The sequence below is a fragment of the Streptomyces sp. BB1-1-1 genome, from assembly GCF_031597775.1.
Taxonomy (GTDB): domain Bacteria; phylum Actinomycetota; class Actinomycetes; order Streptomycetales; family Streptomycetaceae; genus Streptomyces; species Streptomyces thinghirensis.
Genome location: NZ_CP134203.1, coordinates 31,384 through 54,192, shown reverse-complemented (window position 1 = coordinate 54,192; position 22,809 = coordinate 31,384). Strand labels below are relative to the sequence as shown.

The window sequence follows — 22,809 nt, the reverse complement described above, 5'->3', positions numbered from 1 at the left end:
GTCGGTATGTGTCGCTTATCAGGCGGATGACACCCGATCGGCTCCCCTTCGCGAGTGATTCTCACGTTACGAACCGTGACGATGATCACTAATGGTCTGAGCCTCTAGCGTTTCTTCACATCGCTCTCACAGAATTCGCCCGATCTGTTTCGTCCTGCGCGAGGTCCCTCTCCGGCCCCGCTCCAAGTGGTCCGGGGGGACCCTCCGTGTTCGGTCGATCTCGCCTTTCCCGCAGCCTGCGCGCCCGCAGAGCTGTTGTCGCTGCAGCTGGTGCCGCGGTGCTTGTCGGTCTGCTGCCCGCGACGGCGGTGGCCGTGCCGCCGGTCCCGCCAGTCAACGGACCGGGACGCGAAGCGCTGCGCCTTGAGTCACTTGCCGAAGTCGTTCCGGCCGACGGCAACCCGGTCAATCAGGATGTCGAGAGCCTGAAGACCGATGTTCCGCAGGACAGGGAGGCGGCGCCGCCCGGCACCGCCACTCCGCTTCCCGCGTCGACCACGACAGTCACGTTTGCGTCCGGTGCCGCCCGGAGCTCGTTCGCCGCCGAGTCGCAGTCGCTGGGCCAGGTCCCGGTCACGCTCGCCCCTGCCGAGGGGCAGCCCACCCCTACCGGTGCGTGGGGTGTCACGGTGGATGCCCGTACCGACGTCACTACGCAGGGTGTGGATGGTGCGGTCATCCGCGTGGACCCGCCGGACACGGGTGCGGTGCCGGTTTCGCTCTCGCTGGACTACGACACCTTCGAGAACCTCTACGGCGCTGACTGGGGCTCCCGTCTGCGTCTGGTCCAGTTCCCTGCCTGTTACGTGGCCACTCCCGATGTCGAGGAGTGCCAGGCATACACGGAGCTGGAGACGGTCAACGACCCGGACACCAACACGGTCTCCGCGACCATTGATCCGGCCGCCGACGACGCGCTCGCCACGGCGTCCGAAGATACCTCCGCTCAGTCAGCGGGCTCCCGCCTGCTCGGCGCGGAAGGCAGCGGCGACTCCACCGTGATCGGCGCGGTCGATTCCGGAGCCGGCCCCGGTGGCTCGTTCAAGGCGACGCCCCTTGCCTCGACCGGCTCCTGGTCGCATGCCGGCAGCTCCGGGGCCTTCGTCTGGTCCTACCCGCTGACCGTTCCGGCGCCCCCGGCCGGTCCCGCTCCGACGGTCGGGCTCACCTACAACTCGCAGTCCGTGGACGGCCGCACGGGCGTCTCCTCCCCGCAGGCCTCGTGGATCGGCGAGGGCTGGGACTACGACCCCGGCCACATCGAGCGCCGCTACCGCAGCTGCAAGGACGACCGGAGAACCCTTGATGCCGGCGCCCCCAACAACACTGCCAAGACCAACAAGACCTCCGACCTGTGCTGGGTCTCGCACAATGCGGTGATGTCCCTCGCCGGCCGGACCACCGAACTGGTCCGCGTCGGCACTACCAACACCTACCGCCCCGCGTCCGACGACGGCACCCGGATCACGCTCAAGACCGGTGCGGCGAACGGCGACAACGACGGCGAGTACTGGGAGGTGACCACCACCGACGGAACCCTCTACACCTTCGGCCGCCACGAGGTCGGCGGAGGCCACGCCAACACCAACTCCGTCTCCACGGCTCCCGTCTTCGGCAACCACCCCGGTGAACCCTGCCACGCAACCGCCTTCGCCGACTCCCGCTGCGGAGCGGGGAAGCAGCAGGCATGGCGCTGGGGCCTGGACAAGGTCGCCGACGTCCACGGCAACGTGATGGTCGTCAACTGGAAGCAGGAGACGAACTACTACGCCGTCCGCGACAAGCGCAAAACCCCGGAAGGCTACGAGCGCTTCGCCTACCCCACCACCATCGACTACGGAATGCGCTCGGACGACCTGTCCAAGCCCTCCGCGCAGATCAGCTTCGGCGTCAAGCAGCGCTGCCTGAAGTCCACCACCGCCTGTGACGCGGCGAACTTCGCCAAGACCGACGACCCCGGCGCCTACCGCCCCTGGTGGGACACCCCCGGCAACCTCAACTGCAAAGCCACATCCAAGCTCTGCCCCGGCTTCCCGTCCTTCTGGACACAGATGCGCCTGGACACCATCACCACCCTCGGCGCCCGCCCCGGCGTGACCGGCCTCGCCAAAGTCGACGTCTACACCCTCCACCAGTCATTCCCCGCCGACTGGTACGACACCTCCCCAGGACTCTGGCTCAACTCGATCACCCGCACCGGATTCGGCCCCGGCGACACCACCGGCACCGTCCAGTCCAAGGACGGCGTGAGCTTCGCCGAGTACCGCGTCGGCTCCTCCTCACCGCTCCAGTCCCGCCTGCGTGACCGCCAGCTCCCCAACCTCGTCCGCACCGGCCCCAAGGACCAGCGACCCGCCTTCACCCGCCCCCGCATCGGCACCGTCGCCACCGAGGCCGGCGCCGACATCGAGGTCGAGTACACCGGCGGCTGTGCCACCCCGCCTTCTGAGGACAAGGAGAAGGCGAACGGAACCTGCTACCCCGTCCGCTGGTCCCCGGATGGCGACGAGCGGAACCCTCCCAAGCACTGGTTCAACAAGTACGTCGTCGCCTCCGTCGTCGAGACCGATAAGGTCACCAACCACGGCGTGCCGATCGTCACCAAGTACAAGTACACCGGCCCGGCCTGGGCCAAGTCCGATGACGAGTTCCAGCGACCGGCCCTGCGCACGTACAGCGACTGGCAGGGATACCGTCAGGTCGCCGTGACCAAGGGCAGCAAGACCACCTCCAGCAAGACCGGAAACGACGACCCGCAGTCGCAGTCCTACTCCGAGACGCGCTACTTCCTCGGCACCGGCGGTGAGGTCAAGGACACCACCGGCACCTACACCCTGGCCGGCGACGACGGCCGCCAGTACGCGGGCCAGGTCGCCGAAGCCCTCACCTACAAAGACTCAGGCAAGCAACTCGTCAAGCGCACCCTGAACTTCCCCTGGTCCAAGCAGACCGCCTCCCGCGCCCGGGAAGCGGAGGACGGCTCCGCCATGGACCCGCTCCTGGCCCACCGCGTCGGCATCAAGCGCACCGACGACATCCAGTCCCTCGACGACGGATGGCAGTCCAAGCGCACCCTCACCACCGCCGACGACACCTACGGCCTGGCCACCGAGGTCGAAAGCTTCGTCGTCAAACCCGACGGCAACGGCGGCGAAACGCGCTCCGAGCAGGAATGCACCCGCAACACCTACGTCCACAACACCGACGCACACCTGATCGGCCTGATCTCCCAGACCCGCACGATCGCCGTGCCCTGCACCCAGTACGTCGGCGCCAACTACGCCACCCACCTGCTGCGCTCCATCCGCACCAGCTACGACAATCTCGCCTACACCGCCACGCCGATCAAAGGCTCGCCCACCACCGTCGCCGAATCCAACGGCGACGGCGACGCACACAGCATCGTCACCACCACCACGTACGACCCGCTCGGCCGCATCCGCAAGGTCACCAGGCCCAATCAAGGAACGACCGAGAACGTCTACACGCCGGCCGATACCGGGGGCCCTCTCACCGGCCTCAAGACCATCAATGCCCTCGGCCACTCCACCACGACCGCCTTCGACCCCGGCCGCGCCCTCCCCCTCACCGTCACCGACCCCAACGGCCGCGTGACCCGGTACGAGTACGACGACCTCGGACGCCTGCTCAAGGGCTGGTCCCCGACCCGCTCCAGCGGCTCGCAGACCCCCGACGTCCAGATCAGCTACCAACAGGCCGCCGCCACCCCCTCCAGGACCAGCCCTGCCGCTGTCACGACCAAGACGCTTAAGGATGACGGCAGCTACGCCTCCTCGGTCACCATCTACGACGGTCTCCTCCGCCCGGTCCAGACCCAGAACGAGGCCCACGGCCCCGGCCGCATCATCACCGACACCTCCTACGACGACCACGGCCGCACCAGCATCGTCACCAGCGGCTACCTTGCCGCGGACCAGCCGACCACCACTCTGTTCCAGCCCAGGTCCACGACGCTCATTCCCAGCTACGTCAAGACCCAGTACGACGGCATGGGCCGCACCATCCGCCAAGCGACCTACCACGACGGCGACTTCCAGCACGAGACCTTCACGTCGTACGGGCCCAACACCGTCCACGTGAACCCCCCGGGCAACACCTCACCGGCAACTTGGACCACCACGGATGCCCTCGGCCGGGTCACTGAGATCGAGCAGTACACCGACGCCAACCAGTCGGAAACCCGGTCGACCCGCTACGCCTACGACGTCCGCGGCAACCGCTCGGAAGTCACCGACCCGGCCGGCAACAAATGGACGTACAAGTACGACGTCCGCGGCCGCCTAATGGAGGCCGCCGACCCGGACACCGGCATCACCAAGACGACCGCGTACGACGGCGCCGACCGTCCCCTCGCCACCCTCGACGCCAACGGCAAGTCCCTGCACACGACCTACGACGCCCTCGGGCGAGTGACCGCTGTCCGCGAGGGGTCAGCCACGGCCAACCCGATCAAGTCCTTCACGTTCGACGCCGCCGGCGCCCTCGGCATGCCGGTCGCCTCGACCCGCCACACCGCAGACGGCGACTACGTCGACAAGATCACCGGCTACACCACCGACTACCAACCCACCGGGCGGGACATCACCATCCCCGCCAACCCCAAAACCACCGGACTCTCCGGCACATACAGCTACACCTACGGCTACACACCTACCGGCAAGCCTCTCTCGGTCACCTACCCCTCCAAGGGAGGCATCTCCTCCGAGAAGGTAGTCACCCGCTACAACGAGGACGGCCTGCCCGAGTCCACGGCCGGCTCCAGCTGGTACACCGCTGACGTCACCTACTCCCCATTCGGCGAAGTCCTCCGCACCGTCTCCGGCTCCCAGCCCTACCGCGTGTGGACCACCAACTTCATCGACCCGCACACCGGACGCCTCCAGCGCACCGTCGCCGACCGCGAAACCGCTGCACCTCACCGCATCACCGACAGCTACTACTCGTACGACGCCACCGGCACCATCACATCGAATGCCCGCAAGCTGAGCGAAGCCTCCGGCTCCACGTGGGACACGCAGTGCTACACCTACGACGCCCTCGGTGAACTCGTCCACGCCTGGACCTCCAACATCACCCCCACCGGCACAGGCAACGGCTGCAAGACCGCAGGCGGTGCCACCTTCGGCTACCGCACCGACTACGCCGACTCGTCCGGCCCAGTCGCGGACGCCCCGAACGCGGCCACCGACACCTCCAGCCCGGACGCCTCACTGACCAGCACGCTCGCCGCAGCCGCCCCGGCCCCCGGCACGGTGGCAACTTCCGCCACCGCCTACCGCCAGGCATTCAGCTACGACTGGCTCGGAAACCGCTCCACTCTCACCGAGCACAACATCACCGACTCCACCAAAAACATCACCTACCGCTCCGGCTACGGCACCATCGGCGGAAACGGTGCAACCGGAGCGGTCATCACCCAGCCCCACACCCTGGGCTGGGTCTCCACCACCCCCATCGGCACCGGCAGCGCCTACACCTACGACCTGGCCGGCAACACCACCAAACGCGACCTCGCCAACGACACCCAGAGCCTCACCTGGACCGCCGAGAACAAGCCGGCCACTGTGACCACCGGCGCCACCACCGTCGCTTACACCTACGACACCGGCGGCCAACGCCTCCTGGAGAGCTCCAGCGAAGGCTCCACCCTCTACCTCCCTGGCGGGGAACTCACTACCGACACCACCGGAAAGATCACCAAGGCAACCCGCAACTACGCTCACCCCGGCGCCCCGACAGTCGTCCGCACCTCAAACGGCACTACCACTGGCCACACCCGCAACATCCAGCTCACCGACCATCTCGGTACCGCCAACACCACCATCCAGATGGCAGCCAACCAGCCGGTGACCAGGCGAGCCTTCAAACCATTCGGTGAGGCCCGCGGTCCCAAACCGACCTCATGGCCAGACAGGCGTAGCTACCTCGGTACCGGCATCGACGACACCGCCACCGGACTGACGCACATCGGCGCGCGCGAGTACGACCAGACCAACGGCCGCTTCATCAGCGCAGATCCGCTGCTGGACATCACGGACCCGTTGCAGATGAACGGCTACTCCTACGCCAAAAACAGCCCCATCAGCACCAGCGACCCCGACGGCCTGAGGCCGGTCACCGACTGCGACAGAGGCTGCCAGGACGGAAATAGCACCTACCGGGACTGGATGAGGCCGAACGGTGACGGAACCTGGTCCTACGCTCACGAAACCTCCGTTTATACCTATGACGTCGAGGGCGACCTCCACAGCGTCAACCGATTCGGCACCTTCCACCCGAAGATGGGCAAAAGAACCGAGGTCAAGCCGTACAACCTAAAGGCCCAGAACAACGCACTCAAGTTCATGGCCTCCCTCGTCTTCCCCGACGTCGAATCGTGGAAGAATACGCTCACCGGAGAGGCAAGCGGCTCGGACTACGCTGGCGTCGCCACGGATCTCCCCTTCTTGAAAATCTTGAAGCTGGTACCCGATTCGATTGCGAAAAGGGGTAAAGAGGCTGTCGAGAAATGGCTCAAGAAGAAGTCAAAGGAAGAGCCGTCGGGGTGTAAATGCTTCCTTCCCGGCACCCAAGTCCTCATGGCCGACGGCGAGACCGAGAACATCGAGAAGGTTGAGGTCGGCGACCAGGTCGTTGCCACAGACCCGGAAACAGGGGAGACCCGCCTCCGCAAGGTCACCCGCCTGATCGTCACCGAAGACGACAAGCACTTCAACGAACTGACCATCGAAACACCCGATGGGCCCAAGAAGCTCACCGCTACACACGAACACCCCTTCTGGGTCCCTGAGATCGGCGCCTGGGTCGAGGCCCGCAACCTGTCCGCAGGCACGACCCTCAGAACCCCTGACGGCACCACCGTCCGCGTCATCAGCAACCGTGCGTACACCAAGCACGCTCGGACGTACAACCTCACAGTCGAAGACCTGCACACGTACTATGTACTGGCGGGCGCCACACCGGTACTCGTTCACAATTCGAATGGCCTGTGCGGAACCGCAGCGCTGGAAAATGGGGACTGGCAGCACATCGTGGATCGGCACCGGCCTGGCGGTGCGAAGGTCGACGATAAGGCCGGAATCCTCACGGGCAAGGCCAAGCATGTTCGCGGTCGAATAGCGGAGACCATAAATCGAGGGACGCCGAGAGCGAACACGCCGGACCCTGAGACCGGTAGGCCCCGCGCCGGGCAGATATATGAATGGGACTTCGGTGTTCCTGTGGGCAGGGCTGGTCCGGCGAATGGCGGTGGAGAGTTGACAAGCATCCGCGTCATCGTCAACGACGGTAAAGTCGTGACGGCGTTCCCGTTCTAGACGAGCAGCGAAAAGCTGAGGGATCCGTGATTTACTTCTCTTTTGAGCCCCCGGGGTCTGGGTCGTCTTGGCGCGACACCTGGGACAAGGCGTGCAAGGTCAGCCCGGCAGCCATCAGCGAGATCGACCTTTGCTACAAGTACTTCGGGGTGCACGTAGAGCTAGTGGTCGATGGAGTTGAGGTCATATCTGGGCAGGGTTACCTGACCCTTGTGGACTTGGCCTTGTCTCTTCGTCATGCGTTGAATCGCCTTTCTTCGGGAGAAGATTCAGCGATCGGCTTCACAGAGAACGATGAAGTCATTCGACTTCGGCGTGAGGAGAATCGCGTCGTGATTACGTCATCGAAGCATGACTGGCGAGTCTCTGCCGATCACGAAGAGCTCGTAGGTGTATTCGCTGAATTTCTGCGAGAGGCGCACTCGTGTCTGATCGAGTTCATTCCTGGGCTGGCGGTTAATCCAGTGATTCGGGGATTCTCTCCGGAATAATAGATCTCACCCCCTGGAGAATTGGGGGGGGAAGTACGAAGACCCCGCCGGAGATCTCCGACGGCGTCTTCGCGCTGCTTGACGGCAACGTCAGCGGACGACGGCTGCAACAGGTGGGGCGTCAGGGTTTCCGTCCTGGCCGCCGAGAGCATGGCCCAGGGCGTCGATAGCGTGACGCTAGAGTCGGTGTTGTACGTGAGCGTAGCCGCTGGCGGTGATGCCGATGTGGGCGTGACCCAGCAGCTCCTTGATCACGACGAGATCGCCACCCTGTTCCAGGAGCAGGGCGGCGGTCAAATATCGGAGGTCGTGGAAGCGAATGCGGCAGAGCCCGGCTTGGTCGAGGAGGCTGCGGAAGCGGCGTGTGAGGTTGGCCGGGTCGAGAGGCTGTCCGGTCGGCGTGGCGAAGACGAGCCGCTGTCGCTCCAGGCCGATCCGGCCTGTTCTCGCCCCCTGTCCTGCCGCTCCTTGTGCTCCTTCGCTCGCGTTGCTGCTGCTCGTGGTGGAGCTTCGGCGACTGGACGCAGCGGGTGGGGAGGGCGATGCGGCGTTCGGAGGCCCCGGTCTTGGTGGGCAGTGTGGTGAGCCCGCCTTGCCTGGTGCGCCCATTCGCGCTCAGCAGCGGCACTCCGCGTGTCGTCCCTGCCGTTGCGACAGGAATACTGCCGGCACCCCCCACTTCGCGCGTCGCAGCACTCTTCCTGGAGGGATTCGCCCAACCATGACACTCCTTGTCCTTCCCTGTCTGCTGTTGCTCTGGTGCTGGCTCAAGTACGGCCTGCTGCCGCTGCGGTGGCAGAACTCCTACCTCGCTGGCCCCGATGCCCGTTGCAACGCGCGTGCAGGGCTGCCGCCCGGGGCCGCTGGGAGCCCGCGGCCCAGCTCTTCGAGGACGCCGGCCAGGACTGGGAGCGCCGCTCCCTGTACGCACAGCGGTTGGGGGACGTCGCTGCCAGAGGGAGCGACCGTTGGCTGAAGGCATGGGAGGAGGCCCGGCCCGAAGACCCGGACGCCGCGCTCGTGGTGGCTCGCGCCAGAATCTCGTATGCGTGGGAGCTGCGAGGCGGTGCGTACACGGACAGGACGTCGCAAAGCCAGTTCGAGTCATTCCACCGGGAGTTGCTTGCCTCGCAGACGACATCGGGCGGGTTGTGGCCCTATGCCCCGGCGACCCCACACCGCTCGTCGCTGAGCTCTGGAGGGCGCGCGGACTGGGCTACTCCCACGCGGAGACGGACGCGCTGTGGTCGCAGATCACGGGCCTGGCGCCGCATCACTTCGAAGCGCACACCAGTGCCCTCCAGTACTGGACCGCGAAATGGTGAGGCTCGCATCAGCTCGCGCGGGAGTTCGCCGAGAAGTCGGCCGCCGGTGCGCCGCCGGGGAGTCTGCTGGCAGTGCTGCCGGTGATCGCCTGGTATGAGAGCCACGTGGACGAGCTGGGTCGTGTCGGATCTTTCACCCTGATGTACGTGTACTGGTCGACGCAGCGCTCGCCGACGCAGCACTCGCTGAGCCAGATCACCCGAGGCTTGCGGAAGTACGACACCTGTTGGGGTACTTCCTGTACCTGCAGGGCCGGTACAGAGCAGCCAGGGAACAGTTCCGCCATGTCGACGGCTTCACGGAGGCACTCCCGTGGCGGTACTCACGCCTGACGCCGCTGCACTACCGCGCAGTCCGTACGAAGACGGGCCGCATGGCACTCACAGAACGCCGGCGGCGCTGACCGCCAAGCCGCACTGGACGCAGCGTGGCCCGCCCGACCGGGACGTATCGGTCGACTGAAGCCCCGTGCAGGCACACACCAGCACGTCGACGGTCCACCCCTGTGGTGATGCTGGACCGCTGGTGGGTCGAACGGGCCGTTCCCAGCGTTGTGTTCATGATGGATGACACGAGCGAAGGCAGGTCCACGACCTGCTACGCGACAGGACCCGCCGGTTCCATGGCCGCCGAGCGGAGCCAACCGCGGCCGTGGTCGACGCGCAGAGCGTCAAGACCTCGGCAAACGTCGCCGAGACCAGCCAGGGCATCGACGCCGGCAAGAAGATCAAAGGACGCAAGCGACACGTGATCACCGACACGCTCGGTCTCGTCCTGGCCGTCCTGGTCACCGCCGCGAATGTGCACGACACCACCGGCGGCAAGCTCCTGCTCGACGACCTGGCCGCGGCACATCCCAGCGTGACCAAGGTCTGGGCCGACGGCGGTACCAGAACAGCATCTTCAACCACGGAGCCCGGCTGGGCATCGATGTCGAGGTGGTACAGCGGCCACGGGCGAAGAGGTTCGAACCGTTGTCGAAACGGTGGGTGATTGAGCGGACCTTCGGCTGGCTGATGCAGCACCGCCGTCTCGCGCGGGACTACGAAGCCCTCCCCGAAAGAGCGAGGGCGATGATCCACTGGGCGATGGCTAAGGGCTGTCCCGTAAGTGATCTTGCTCTGTGATGATCTTGACTGTGTCAGGTGCGATCACGGCGTCCGAGCCGTCCCTGATAGCCCCGCTTACCGGGCTGAGCCCGCGCGCCTTCGGCAAGTTGGTGACCGCGCTGCGCCGTGAGGGCGCTGGCTCCCCGGTCCAGGGCCGGCCATGGGGACTGCCGCTGGGGGACCGGGTGCTGTTGGTCGTCGCTTACTGGCGCACGAACCTGACGATGCGCCAACTCGCCCCGTTATTTGGCATCTCGAAGTCGGCGGCCGACCGCATCATCGACCAGCTCGGCCCGCTCATCGCATTTCAGTCGCGGCGCCGGTTCGCCAAGGACGCCGTGCTGATCGTCGACGGCACCCTGGTGCCCACCCGGGACCACAGCATCGCTGAACAGTCGAAGAACTATCGCTACTCCACCAACCACCAGGTCGTCATTGACGCGGATACCCGCCTGGTCGTTGTGGTCGGTGAGCCTTTGCCAGGCAATCGCAACGACTGCAGGGCATGGGAGGAATCTGGCGCGAAGGCCGCCGTGGGCAAGACCCTCACGATGGCCGACGGCGGCTATCCGGGCACCGGTCTCCTGATGCCCCACCGCCGCACCCCGGGCGAGGCGTTGCCAGGCTGGAAGCAGGAGCACAATCGCTCGCACAAACAGGTCCGCGCCCGCGTCGAGCACGTCTTCGCCCGCATGAAGACCTGGAAGTTCCTCCGCGACTGCCGCCTCAAGGGCGACGGCGTCCACCACGCCATGCTCGGCATCGCCCGGCTGCACAACCTCGCTCTCACGGGATAACTCCCGCCGCATACGAGACCAGCGAGGTCCAAGAGAGACGGCTCCCTACCTCGCCTGCTCGGAGGTCCTCAGTCGAGACAGAATTCACATGCAGGCCGTGGGAACGGCCAGCCGCTGCGCGCCGTCGGCCGACACCAGCGCGGTCATCATGCGCGCTGCCGCCAAGGCCCGTGGTGGCTCGGTCACTTGCGGGAGCCGTCGGGAGGGAGGCGTGTTCTGCCCGGCCCGGTGCAGCAGGACGCCCTCGTCGCCGCTCACCGCAAGCTTCCGGAGCGAGCACCAGCCACTTCTGCTGCGCCCGGGTAGAGCCCTGCGGCGAGCCGGGGCGGTGATCACCGGACAGGCCCGGCGCCCTGGGGCGGAGGTGCCCTGCGTGTCCACCTGGGCAGAACATGATCAGGTTTGATCTGCTCAGGATTCGCACCAGCGTGGACTCGTCGATCGCATCGCTTCCAGTCCTGCCGTACTCGCCTTTCCCTCCCGCCCGGATCACTCGTTCAGCTCAACGAGAAGACTGGCGAGGGGAAAGGAGGGTCGAACCGTCGCTCAGCGCCGCGTCACCTGGTTGTCGGTGCAGACCGAGCGCAGGGAACGGGCCAGAGCCTTGGTGTGCAGGCCGTCCAGGTGACTGTCGTAGTGGACCTGGGTGGCGGCGAGAGCGAGTTCCGGGCGGCAGAAGAACCCGGCGCGGTCAGAGGCGGTGTCGGCCAGGGCCTGCACGAGCTCCTTGTTGATTCGGTTGATCTCTTGCCGGACGACGCCCAGGTCCGGCCGGGTGGTTGGCGCCTGGTCCGGGTGGGCAGTCCAGCGCTGGTACAGGCCGCGCTGGACGATCTTGTTGGCCTCAATCTGGTCTCGGAAGACTTGACGGACCTCGTCTGGGTCGGCGCCCAGTTGCTGGGCCTGGGCGGCCACGGCGTCGAGGACTTGTTGTTCGCGGGTGGGGTCGTCGATGGGGCTGCCGGTGCCCCACTTGGCGGCCGCGACAAGGTCGGCGGTGGTTATGCGCTCGGCGGACAGAGCGGCGATCGAGTGGAGGGGGAGAGTCGTCTGCTCGGTGGCGGTGGAGGCGGGCGCGCCATCGGCAGCCGAGGAAGGTGGGGCGGCGAACACGACGGCCGCGGTCGCGGCGGCAACGGCGAAGGTGTGCCGCAGGGGGGTGGTGATGCGCATGGTGTACATGAAAGCGCATTCTGGTAAAGGAGCGGTATGAGCGCCCCCAGGCCTGCGGCGACACGAACGGGGGTCTCTACTGCCAGAGTTGGGGGGCGTCACACGGATGTTTCATGACGCAGATCTCGAAGAAGATGGTCTAGCTGTGCTTCTTCGTGGACGGCGAGACCGCGTTGAGCCATCGTGGCCTTGAGTGACGGATCCCAGGGGGTAGGCGCGGGGGCCCCTGCCAGTGGGATAAGGCGGTCGGCGGGCAGCTCTGCAAGCGCGTTGAGGTAGTCGGTGGCATGCATGCGCCAGGGATGAGCTCCCAGCCGGATTACCCGTGCGGCGATGGCGACGCCGGGCCAATCGAAGTCGCCGTGGTAGATGACGTCTGCTCCATCGGCGATGAGTCGTCGCAGTAGTTCCCATCCTGCTGCGGACGGGTTGCCGCTGCCGCACACCAGGATGCCAGGCAGGCCGTAGCGTGCGGCGGCCTGAAGTATCTGAGGGTTCTCGCAGAAGTGCACCGTCGTCCCGGGCACCGTCAGGGCTGCATCCGGGACGGTGCGCAGTTCTTGCAGGGTCAGATGGGTTACCAGCGCAAGGTCACGTCGGGTGCGCATCATCTGGGCCCAGGGGTGCGGTCCGGGCGGGGCGAGCCGCCAGACCATGATGGTGCCCGACAGGGAGTCTGTGCTGACGCCGACCCGTTCCCACAGCAGCCGGCGGCTTGCGGCCGAGTCGGGTGACGGCAGTGAGCAGGCTGCGGCAATGGCCTTGAGGACCAGAATGCCCGTGAGACGGCCCTCGTCGAGTCCGTGGGCGTCGCCGGTCGTGTGCGCGGCGAGCTCGCTCAGCTCCCACTGCTTCACGGCCTCCGCTCCGGTGCCGACCGGGGCGTGAAGAGGGGTGTTTGTGAGGGTGGCGATGGTGCGTACGGCGCCGCTGAGGGCGGTAGAGGCCGCTTCGATGCCGGCGCGGGTGAGGATGCCGGTGCTTCTCAACTCCCCGAGCCAGTCGGCGATCCAGCCCGCCTGGGCCAGGCCTGCACCGGTGAGGTCGCCGTCCAATTGCTGCCAGAGCGCTGTCCACGCTGTCTGCTGTGCCTCTTTGGCCGACGTCCGGTCCTGCAGGGGCCGGCCGGTCAGCTCCGCGACGACGCTGACGAGGCCGCATTGAGCGGCCGATGCCCTCAAGGCCGCGTCCAGTGCTCCCAGTTGGATGCGGCGCAGGCCGGGCTCGAGCCGGGTGCCGAGCAGTCCTCCGAGCCGCTTGACGCCTTCGGCGTCGAGCTGGGCCTGCACAGTGCCGGTGGGGGACAGACGGTTGCGCTCCAGCCGTTTGCGGGCCTCCGCCCACAGCGCGGTGAGGCTGGGGTCGTTGAGGTAGCTGCGGACGGGGGCGGGCAGCTGGGGGAGGGAATGGGTGGTCATGATGCGGCGCGCAGGTGGCGGGTGCGGCCGTCCCAATGGACGTGGGTGGTCACGGCCGCGGTGCCTTCGGCGCGGCGCACTTCGTAGGTGTCCAGAGCGGGAACCTCGGGGAAGAATCCCCACAGGGCGTGGCCGGTCATGACGAAGTCGAGGTCCAGGCGGACCAGAAGCGCCATCAGTTCTCCGATGGTGCGGTGGTCGACTTTGGCGAAGGCGTCGTCCAGGAGGATCAGCCGCAGGGCCCGGCCGGTGTCGGGCAGGCTGCTGAGGTAGGCGTCGGCGGCGGCGAACAGGGTCACGTAGGACACGAAGCGGGTCTCGCCCTGCGAGAGCTTGGCCCGACGGCTGATCTTGCGTTCCTGGCCCGGCTGGGGACCGGTGATGAAGGCGTCCACGACATGCCAGGCCCGGTAGTCGAGAGCCGTGTGCAGGTGGGTGGCGTATCCGGCCTGGGGGTCAGCGCTGTAGGCGGTGTCCACGAGTGCCTTGAGCCGACTGATGAGTTCTTCGGATTCCGCTTCCCGCAGGACATGCACGTCGCGTTTCATCAGTTCCTTGATCCGCGTGATGTGTTCATTGGCCGAATCGGCCAGGCGCCAGCGGATCTTGACGCCGATGCCGTGGCTGGTGGTGATGGGCTGAAGCGAGGTGTTCATCGCCTTGATCAGATCCTCGGCCTCGAGGATGCGGTTGCGGAGTTCTTCGGCCATCCCGCCCAGCACGAAGTTGTGAAAGGCCGTGCGCTCACGCTGGGTCAGCGCGCTGCGTCCGCGGTCGCGTCGATCACGCAATTCGGCTGCGGCATCGGCGATGTGGCGCCGCCCGCCGGCATCCGTCAGTTCCACGACATGGAGTTCGTCCTCGATCGTGACGGTCACGTCGTAGGCGCCCGCGGTGTTGCGTTCCAGTACCGACTGGGCGCGTACCAGCGCTGTGGCATCGGCGGTGCTGTCCGGCCGCTGCACCGCTGCCCGGACCTCGCGCACCGCCGTCAGGACATCGTCCGCACTGACGCTCGCCGACAGCAGCACCGCAGGAGCAACCGTGCCCGGCACCAGGGCCACGGCCAGAGCCGGATGGCTCAGGCGCCGGTGCAACGCCTGGGCTTGCCGGACGAGAGCCGCCCGGGCCTCGTGTGCCTTCTCCCGGGCGCCCTGCGCTTTCTCCTTGGCCGCGGCCACCTGGCCGGTCAGGTCGAGTACCTGGCTATTGGTGCGCTGCAGGACCTCCTTGGTCTGCTTCAGCTCCCGCTCGGCTGCGTCGAGACGGTCGTGCACCTCCTGAGGACTGGATCCGAGGCTCTCCCGCAACGCGGCCAGCGCGGAGGCCTCCCGCGACCAGTCCAGGGCGGCCGACTCGGCGTGCCCCTCTGCCTCACTGCGCCGGTCGCGGACGGTGCGCAGGCGTGCCAGCAGAAGCTGTCGGCGGGCGAGATGCTTCTTGACCGCTTCGCCGGCGCGATCCACATCCCGGCACATGGTCTGCGACTGCTCCGCACAGGCCTGCATGGCCCGCAGACCGTCTACGTCGTCGGGCATTCCCAGGGCCGCACAGACCTCGCGGTGGCTGCGCTGGCGGGCCGTCCAGGCCCGCTGCATCCGCTCTGCCTCCTCCGCGAGCGCTCCTGCCTGCCTGCGTCCGGCGACGGCGTCTGCGCGGGCTGAGGTGGCCTGCAGGCGCAGCGTCGCGAGCTGCACGGAACGTGGAGCCTCCACCAGATGGGCCTCCAGGTCCCGCAGCCTGGTCTCCAGGGCTTCTTGCTGCTCACTGCGTGCCTGGGCCGCCTGCTGCAACTGTTTGAGTAGGACATCGATCTCGGCGAGACGGGCCGCGCGGGCGGCCGCCCGCGCCGTGGCGCCGATGTAGCGGGCGGTTGCGGGCCGGTGACATCCGGTCAGAGGACCGTTGCCCCACGAGCCGCCGGACGACACCCAGGTGGGGTGCCCCGGGCTCAGGGCGATCTGATCCAGGACGGCGTTGACGCGCGCCACTTCTTTGCTGTCGCTCCCGGCCGGGACCAGCAGTGTGCGCAGTGAGCGCAGTGCCGGGGGACCGCCGGTCCCCAGCAGTAGCTGGCCGCTTTCGGCGACCACGTCGCCGTCCTGCGTGAGTACGCCGTACAGCAGCCCCGAGGCCAGCAGAGCGCCCTCCACGCCGGCCCGTACGGGTGCGTCGACCTCGGGACGGAACTCCAGCAGCTGCCACAGTGCCGGTGCACCGGCAGGCGGGCTGTCCAGCCAGTCGGGCACCGCCGGCGGTACATCCCGCTCCCGGCGCAGTTCCCCGGCTTCGGCCAGCAGATGCTCGCGTTGGGCCTGTTCCTGCTGCGCCTGTGCGGCCAGGGCGGCCGTCTGCTGTGCGTGCAGGGCCCGGGCAGGCGCGGCCACCTGGTGGGCGAGGGCGTCCAGGCGGGCCAGTTCACGGTCGGCTTCCGGGCCTGCTGGCACGTCACCGGCCAGGGCTTCGACGTCGTCCAGGAGGGCGGCGACGGCCGTGCTGTGCCAGTCGACGTCGCCCAGCAGGCGCTGCGAGCGCGAGGATGCGGTCCAGGCCCGCCAGTCCACGGCCAGCTTCGCTGCCGCTTCATCGCGGCTGGTTTCCGCCTGCTCGGCTTTGTCTTCGGCCGCGGTGGCGTCTTCGGCGGCGTCTTCGGCCCGGTCCTGTGCGCGCCGTACTTTCTCGAGGGAGGACGCCAGCTCATTGGCCTCACCGGCGCGCGCGGCTGCCTGCTGGGCCCGGGTGGCCGCAGCTGAGCGCAGGGCTGGGATCGCCGCGAGCAGTTCGTCGACACTCGCGGTGATGCGGTCCGGGGCGGGGACGAGGTGCAGTGCCGCCGGGCGGCTGACGGGCTCCGGGTCGGCATCCGCTGTGGTGCGCACCGGTTCCACCACGGGATCCGGCGGCCGCACCTCGATGCCTGCAGCAGCGGGCAGCGGGGTATTGAGGCCTGCGCGGACCAGCAGTTCACCGGCCTGCTGGGCGATCTCGGCCGCCTCGTCCGCCGCGCTCTTGGTGTCCTGGGCCGCTTCGTTGCACGCGTCGACGCCGCGCTGCTCTTCTTCGCGGGCCCCTTCGGCGGTGGCCATGGCGTTGCGGGCGGCCGCTTCCAGAGCCTGCAGGGTGCTGAGGCGTTCGCTGAGCTCCCGGGCAGCCTTGTAGGCGCTCGACTGCCGGATTCCGTCAACGGTTGCTTCCAACTCCTCTCGGTAGCCGTCCAGTTCTCTGCTTTCGGCTACCGCGTCGGCATGGTCGCGGACGAGCTGAACATGTGTCTTCTCCCGTCCGCTGGCCGTCGCGTCGGTGTCCCGGGCGAGAACGGCCGCGGCTTGGGCGCGGTCACTGGCGGCGATACAGACGCCCGTGGCGTAGCGGGTGTAGACCCTGAGGAAGTCGGCGACGTGTCCGTAGGCGGTTTCGAGCCGGGCCAGCGCGGCCCGGGTCTCTTCCAGCCCGTCGAGTTCCTCACCCGCTGTAGCGATGGCCTTGTCGGACAGCGGGGGCAGGGCGTCGGAAAGGATCTGGGGCAGGCGGCCTTCGTCGATGCGATTGCCCACGTCGGGCGAGCGCAGCGTGTGCAGCAGTTGCAGCAGTCCCGTATACCGCTCGCGTCCCTGGTCGCCGTGGAGCCCGAAGACGGCCGTGCGTACCCGGTCCCGGTGGACGTCGGGAGATGAGGTCAGACGGTCCGCTCCGATGACGGCGGCCAGACCTTCCTTCGACAGAGGGACCCGGCTGGTGTCGAGAAGGACCAGGTCCTCATCGACCCGCAGGGGGGTGAGGAAGTACCAGGCCTTTGCTTCCGCGGTGCTGTGTGAGAAGCGGATCAGGGCTCCTGTGGTCACAAACTCTGTGCGCTGTTCACCGTCGGCGTCCTCCACGTCACGCGTGAGCTCCAGCCACACATATCCGAGCCGGTTGGCCTGGCCGTCGCCGCCCGCCCGCATCAGGTCCTCCAGCCGGACCTTGCCGGACCCGGTGGCATCCATGCGACGCCGGTCGGCGTCCAGCACGAACGGCAACAGCATCTCCAGGGCCCTCGACTTGCCCGACCCGTTCGATCCCCGCAGCACCAGGCGGCCGCCGGAGAGATCGAAGCGCTGGTCGAAGTAGAACCAGACGTTGACGATTCCCGCCCGGTTCAGCCGCCACCGGTACGGATGGGCCGTACTGGTGTGCGCTCGGCCGCCCGCGGGGCTGTCGGGTTTGCGCGGGCCGGGAAAGGCGAGGGCACTCACAATGCCTCCCTGAGGAAGGACTCGGTGAACAGCGCGTCGGAAGGCGGGGCGCCGGCGCTGTCGGGCGGTGTATCGGCCAGCCGTCGTGCGGCACGCGTCGGCTGGGCGTGCGGTTCGGGCCGGTAGCGGGACGCTGCCGGGTGCAGCACCAGACCTTCGGGCAGACTGCGGGCCAGCGACATGGATTCCAGCAGGGCCACAACCTCCTTCTGCAGACGCGCCGGATCGGCGATGTACGCACCGGCCCAGGCCCTGGCGTAGCGCGAAGCCAGGCCGTCCAGTTCGCTGCGGACCGTGTCCCACGGCGTCAGGAGGCCTGGGACATCTGCTGCCGCCCCGGGGACGTGGTGACCCGCCGTCGGCCGGGCCAGATCGGTCAGTGCATCGGTCAGCAGCAGCGCTGCCTGGCGCACGGTGCCCGGACCCGGATAGGCCACATCACTGAGGGCCCCTTCGGTGTCGTAGGCCAAAGCTCCCTCCGCCCTGACCTCCAGCGTCAGCCCGAAGTGCTCCTCCAGAAGGCGTGTCAGCTCCGACCGTTCCCGGGAGAGGACATCACGCTCGTCCTCCGGGAGCTCTTCCCGCTTCACCAGCGGGTTCTCCACCAGCCGGCGCCGCAGACTGCGCCGGGGCTCGGACGCCCCGCTCGGCAGCTGAGCCGCCAGGTCGGCCAGGGAGACCACATTGCGCAACGGGCGGGGCAGCACATGCGGCAACAGGGGACGGTGGATCTGCAGCACACCCTCCTCGCGCCGTTCACTCCACGCGGACAGCGATCCGTCGGTCTCGGTCAGCACCCCCCAGTCGATGAGAAGTCCGACGGCCTGGACCAGGCGGCGGTTTTCCGAGGGAGTGTCGCGCAGTTCGACACCGGCCGAGGCGGCATCGGCCCGTACCTGTTCGACCAGCGAGGAGATCAGCAGCCACTCCCCGGTACCGGGCGTGAGCAACGCGGCACAGGCAAGCGAGAACAGCGCATAGGTCTGCGGGGTGAAGGGCGGGCTGTCTCCCCGCTGGACGGGCCGCATTGGACTGTCCGGGCTCGGGGGCGTCTTCACCAGCCGGGCAAAGGAGGTCTCCACGATGAGGTGATAGCTCAGAAGCTTGGCGAAGGTGGACCGCAGCGCGGCGGAATGCCTGCGAACCAAGGCCAGCTGGTCCGGCTGCTGGTGCGACGTCAGCACAGGGCAGGCCAGCAGGGTACGGGCTGCCAGGCGCCGCTCCGCCGCCTCGTGCTGCGCGGTGGAGCCGGGGGGCCTGTTGTCCACGCTCACTGGACGCCTCCTGCGGCCGAGGGCGGCTGCTGGTCCTCTCCCGCGTCGGCAGCGTCGTCTGCCATGCTCTCACCCGCGTCGGCAGCGATTTCGTCCGGCGTGCTCTCGCCCCCTGCATCACCGGGGCTGGCCTCGTCGGCGGCCGAGGCTTTGAGAGCCAGACACACGAAGGTCGTGCCTCCGTCGTCCGATCTGATCACGGTGTCGGTGTCCGACTCCGCGACGTCCACGGCGACGTTGAGATCCACGTCGTCCACGCGCACCGCTTCTGACAGGCTGAGTTCCTTGGCCAGAGCCATGGACACCAGCTCCAGCAGCAGGTCACGGGCCGCAGGAGTGAGATGCGCTCCGTCCAGCACACCGGCAGCGGCGAGTTCGGCTCCGGCTGTCCGCCGGGCCGCGAGTTCCTGGGAGGCCTCTTCCTGCAGACGGGTGATGTCCATGCCCGGGTCGGGCACCCGCGCGGTGCGTCCGCGCGCAGTGCGGTCGCCGCGCTCCCGCAAGGAGACCGGGACATCCACCGGGCCCGCGTCCCACCACGAGGTCGAAGCGGTGTCGCGGGGGTCGGCCTCCTCGGGCCCGAAACTCACATGACGCGCCGGGTAGGCACCGAAGGCGGCCGAGAAGCCGCGGTGCGCCTCTTCGACACTGGCCTGCGCGAACAGGCCGGCCAGGTGCATCAAGTCGCTGCGCCTGGCTCCTCCGGTGCCGCCGGGGGTGAGCATGCGCCGCGCGTTGGTGAGCAGCTGTCCCAGAGCGGACTCGGCCGCGGCCCGCAGCTGCGCCGGGCCCGACAAGCCTCCCTCGCCGCCGCTGTACCAGGCCTGCAGCTCCGCCCAGTCGTTGTACTGCCGTCCGGGCAGACGCTCGACGGGGGCGCCGTCCGCGGAGGCAAGGCCCGGCAGACTGTCGAGGGCGCTGAGAACATGGTCCAGGACCGGCTGGAGGTCTTCCAGGCATTTCAGGACCGCGGGTGAGTGCCGGGAGACGTCAGTGTCGATGAGGTGGACGTATTCCAGCAACAGGCCCTTGAACGACGCGTACTCCTCACCGGCCAGGTCGTAGCGGACCAGCACGGACGACAGATAGGCGTAGAAGTCGCGGATGCTGTCAGCGAAGTACGCCTGGTTGGTGAAGACGGTGGTGACATCGGCCGCCAGGGCCTCGGCGTCGATAGTGCGGGGATGGTGTGCCTGGCGGAGGATCTTCGACAGTAACGCGGCCATGCTGCCGAGCAGTTCGCGGGCCACCTCCCGCGCGCCGTCGCGCATCTGCAGAACCTTGGTGACTTGCCGGTGGACCGTGCCGCCGAGCCGGGTGACTTGGAAACGGGCCCGGGTATAGCGCAGCGCGGCAACCGTGGGGACACGGGGGTCGCGCGCGGACGGCATGAGGTTCTTCCAGCGGACCAGGCTGGCGCAGCGGGCCTCCGCATCCTCCGGGGACAGCGTGATGCCGCGTTTCGCCAGGGCCTCGCTGACCTCCGCGGCGGACAGGTCGGTCAGCAGTGTCTGCGTGAACTGGTCCATGATGGCGAGGTATTCGGCCGCATTATCGACATTGTCGACCGTCACATACCTGAAGAGATCGCGCCGCTCGTCTGACTCGTCTTCGGGGCTGTCTTCGCCCCCGAAGTAGCCTTCCTCCACTCCCGTCCCCTCAGGCTGTTTCTGGGCCGCAGGGGGCCAGGAAGGTACCGATAGTCAGATTAGGGCGGGAAGCCCCTGCTTCCCGGCGATCGATCGACAAAGACCGAAAATGATCGAATTTTGACAGGGGGTCAGTCGGGATGCGGACTAGCGGAGCAAGCTGGAGGGACCGTCCGGTACGGAGAGGCACCGGCCCGCATCCCGCATCTGCCTCAGGAGCTTGTAGGCATCGGTGTGAGTGATGTCGCCCGCGCTGCACCCATGGGCCATCACGTCCTGCGTCTCCAGCGTCGTGATGCCCTGACGCCGGGCGTGATCGCACGCTGCGCGGTCGTCGCTGAGCCAGAAGGAGCTCCTGAAGTTCGGCCAGCGCTGGATGATGTGCAGTGTCTGGGCCTCTCCCAGATGCTGCAAGGGTGCACTGGCGGAGCCGCCGAACGCGGCCCGGCGCACGCGTTCGACCAGGTCGGCCTCGGAATCCTGGATTTCCAGAGGATCCCCGAGCCATCCCGCCGCAGCCACATCGGCGAGCCGGGCGTAGGCGCTCTGGGCCGACCTGCTTGCTTCGTAGGCGACAGCTTCAGTCCACCGTCCGCGCCCGTTGAGGATGCTCTCGAGCAGTCCGAGGGCGTCGGCGGAAGCGAAGTTGCACAGTACGGTGTTGTCGGGAAACCACCATGAGGTCACGGGAAGAAGGCCAGTTCTGCAGGGCTGGCCGCCGGGGCGTCGGGCGGCGGGGGCCCTTCCTGCGCACCGGGGCCCGGATGGAAGAGATCCAGCAGCCGGTCGGAGTCCAGTCCGGTCACGGTGGCGACGAGCCGGATGCTGATGTCACCTTTCACGTAGGCGGAGATGGCCAGTTTGGCCAGGCTGGCGGAGTACCAGCCGTCACCGGCCTGCTGGGCGTACCGCAGGTGCCGGCCGGGGTCTCCCGCGTGCAGTGCCGCCATCCGGGTGGTGGCAGCCGACCACGCGCGGCGCTGTTCGTCGGTGATGATGCCGAGCGCGCGCAGTCGTGTTGCCATCGCGCTCGGGGAGACCTGGTACTCCCAGGACAGGGAGAGCAGTCCCTCTTTGTCCAGGCTCCCTGTGTCGGCGGCGCTCTGCACCAGTTCCTTGTGCGGCATGAGCAGTTCGGCGGCGAACGCGTTGGCCCTGATTTCGGCCTGGCCCTGGTCGATGCTGGGGGCGATGTGTTCGGTCAGGGGGCGGTCGGTGGCGTCGCCGGCCAGGATGTGGCCCAACTCGTGGGCGAGGGTGAAGCGCTGGCGGGTCCACACATCCGTGCGGCCGACCAGCACGAGACGGAAGTCGCCGGTGTCCCACGACAGCCCGTCCAGGCCGTCGGGAAGGTCGGTGGCCGCAGCGATGAGGCCGAAGGCCTTCTCCCACTGTTCGGCGAGCCCTCGCACGGTGACGCCACGCGGGCTGAGGCCGATCACGGCGGAGGCGTCTTCAGCCAGCCGGGACCCCTGCGCGAGCAGATCGGGCTCACTGCGCACCGCGGGGAGCTCCGGCAGAGCCAGGTGGTGTCCCACGCCGGCCAGGGCATCGATGATCTCGGCATGGCGGAGCACCGCCGCCTTGCTGTCGTCCGGCGCTGCCCCGCCGCCCGCGCGGGTGCGGGCGGCCAGCGCGGTGGCCCTGCGCGGTTCGGTGCCGTGCAGCAGCCAGTCGACCGTGGTGTGTCCCTCTTCGGCGATGAGCGCCAGTTCCAGGGAGGTGAAACGGCGTGTGCCGTGGAGGGATTTGTTGAGTTTGTCGGCGGACATTCCTATGCGCCGGGCGAACTCCGCCTGGTGGTCGCCGACGCCGTCGAGTACCTGGCGCACTCGCGCGTTCAACGATTCCGTCATTACTCCACCGTAAGCAGGGGTTGCGAAAATCGCAATGATTTGATCATGGCCTGTCCGGCGGGGGGAGTGCGGTCACGGCGGTGCTCCAAGGCATCGGATGGCGAAGTGGTCGCGTGGAGAACGATCCGCGCCGGTTCGCGTGGC

At 67.7% G+C, this 22,809-nt stretch carries 13 protein-coding genes and 1 pseudogene; 4 read left to right on the top strand and 10 right to left on the bottom strand.

From position 1 onward, the window contains the following. Nucleotides 1-278: 278 nt before the first annotated feature. Both RI578_RS00180 and RI578_RS00175 read left to right on the top strand, forming a co-directional pair. Nucleotides 279-7,337 (top strand): polymorphic toxin-type HINT domain-containing protein, encoded by a 7,059-nt coding sequence (locus RI578_RS00180; protein WP_310869092.1) that lies wholly within the window; start codon nucleotides 279-281, stop codon nucleotides 7,335-7,337. 26 nt (nucleotides 7,338-7,363) lie between these two features. Next, nucleotides 7,364-7,828 (top strand): hypothetical protein, encoded by a 465-nt coding sequence (locus RI578_RS00175; protein WP_310869091.1) that lies wholly within the window; start codon nucleotides 7,364-7,366, stop codon nucleotides 7,826-7,828. Nucleotides 7,829-8,005: 177 nt separating this feature from the next. Here RI578_RS00175 and RI578_RS00170 read toward each other — a convergent pair whose 3' ends face one another. Both RI578_RS00170 and RI578_RS00165 read right to left on the bottom strand, forming a co-directional pair. Then, nucleotides 8,006-8,437 carry a tyrosine-type recombinase/integrase gene (locus RI578_RS00170; protein WP_310869090.1) on the bottom strand — a complete coding sequence of 144 codons (432 nt, stop codon included), beginning with the start codon at nucleotides 8,435-8,437 and terminating at the stop codon, nucleotides 8,006-8,008. Nucleotides 8,438-9,161: 724 nt separating this feature from the next. Next, nucleotides 9,162-9,440 (bottom strand): hypothetical protein, encoded by a 279-nt coding sequence (locus tag RI578_RS00165; RefSeq protein ID WP_310869089.1) that lies wholly within the window; start codon nucleotides 9,438-9,440, stop codon nucleotides 9,162-9,164. A gap of 296 nt (nucleotides 9,441-9,736) precedes the next feature. On the opposite strand from RI578_RS00165, the pseudogene RI578_RS00160 reads away from it, so the two are divergent. Together RI578_RS00160 and RI578_RS00155 are read left to right on the top strand one after the other, a co-directional pair. Further along, nucleotides 9,737-10,281: pseudogene (locus tag RI578_RS00160) on the top strand (transposase); the annotation flags it as partial. A gap of 11 nt (nucleotides 10,282-10,292) precedes the next feature. Next, nucleotides 10,293-11,060 (top strand): transposase, encoded by a 768-nt coding sequence (locus RI578_RS00155; RefSeq protein WP_310869088.1) that lies wholly within the window; start codon nucleotides 10,293-10,295, stop codon nucleotides 11,058-11,060. 84 nt (nucleotides 11,061-11,144) lie between these two features. On the opposite strand, the gene RI578_RS00150 is transcribed toward RI578_RS00155, so the two are convergent. The 8 genes from RI578_RS00150 to RI578_RS00115 form a co-directional block, all read right to left on the bottom strand. Beyond that, nucleotides 11,145-11,318 carry a hypothetical protein gene (locus RI578_RS00150; RefSeq protein WP_310869087.1) on the bottom strand — a complete coding sequence of 58 codons (174 nt, stop codon included), beginning with the start codon at nucleotides 11,316-11,318 and terminating at the stop codon, nucleotides 11,145-11,147. Nucleotides 11,319-11,606: 288 nt separating this feature from the next. Continuing rightward, on the bottom strand, nucleotides 11,607-12,233 hold the full coding sequence (locus tag RI578_RS00145; RefSeq protein WP_310869086.1) for a chorismate mutase: 627 nt from the start codon (nucleotides 12,231-12,233) through the stop codon (nucleotides 11,607-11,609). Nucleotides 12,234-12,331: 98 nt separating this feature from the next. Further along, nucleotides 12,332-13,651 (bottom strand): TIGR02679 family protein, encoded by a 1,320-nt coding sequence (locus RI578_RS00140; protein ID WP_310869085.1) that lies wholly within the window; start codon nucleotides 13,649-13,651, stop codon nucleotides 12,332-12,334. Next, nucleotides 13,648-17,886 (bottom strand): TIGR02680 family protein, encoded by a 4,239-nt coding sequence (locus tag RI578_RS00135; RefSeq protein ID WP_310869084.1) that lies wholly within the window; start codon nucleotides 17,884-17,886, stop codon nucleotides 13,648-13,650. The genes RI578_RS00140 and RI578_RS00135 overlap by 4 nt, the downstream gene beginning before the upstream one ends. Beyond that, complete coding sequence (locus RI578_RS00130) at nucleotides 17,883-19,154, bottom strand: TIGR02678 family protein (RefSeq protein WP_310869083.1); 1,272 nt, start codon at nucleotides 19,152-19,154, stop codon at nucleotides 17,883-17,885. The genes RI578_RS00135 and RI578_RS00130 overlap by 4 nt, the downstream gene beginning before the upstream one ends. 2 nt (nucleotides 19,155-19,156) lie before the next feature. Then, nucleotides 19,157-20,734 (bottom strand): DUF2397 domain-containing protein, encoded by a 1,578-nt coding sequence (locus RI578_RS00125; RefSeq protein ID WP_310869082.1) that lies wholly within the window; start codon nucleotides 20,732-20,734, stop codon nucleotides 19,157-19,159. 222 nt (nucleotides 20,735-20,956) lie between these two features. After that, nucleotides 20,957-21,496, bottom strand: a complete 540-nt coding sequence (locus tag RI578_RS00120) for a hypothetical protein (RefSeq protein ID WP_310869081.1) — start codon at nucleotides 21,494-21,496, stop codon at nucleotides 20,957-20,959. Beyond that, nucleotides 21,493-22,665 carry an ImmA/IrrE family metallo-endopeptidase gene (locus tag RI578_RS00115; protein WP_310869080.1) on the bottom strand — a complete coding sequence of 391 codons (1,173 nt, stop codon included), beginning with the start codon at nucleotides 22,663-22,665 and terminating at the stop codon, nucleotides 21,493-21,495. The genes RI578_RS00120 and RI578_RS00115 overlap by 4 nt, the downstream gene beginning before the upstream one ends. Between the last annotated feature and the right edge of the window lie 144 nt (nucleotides 22,666-22,809).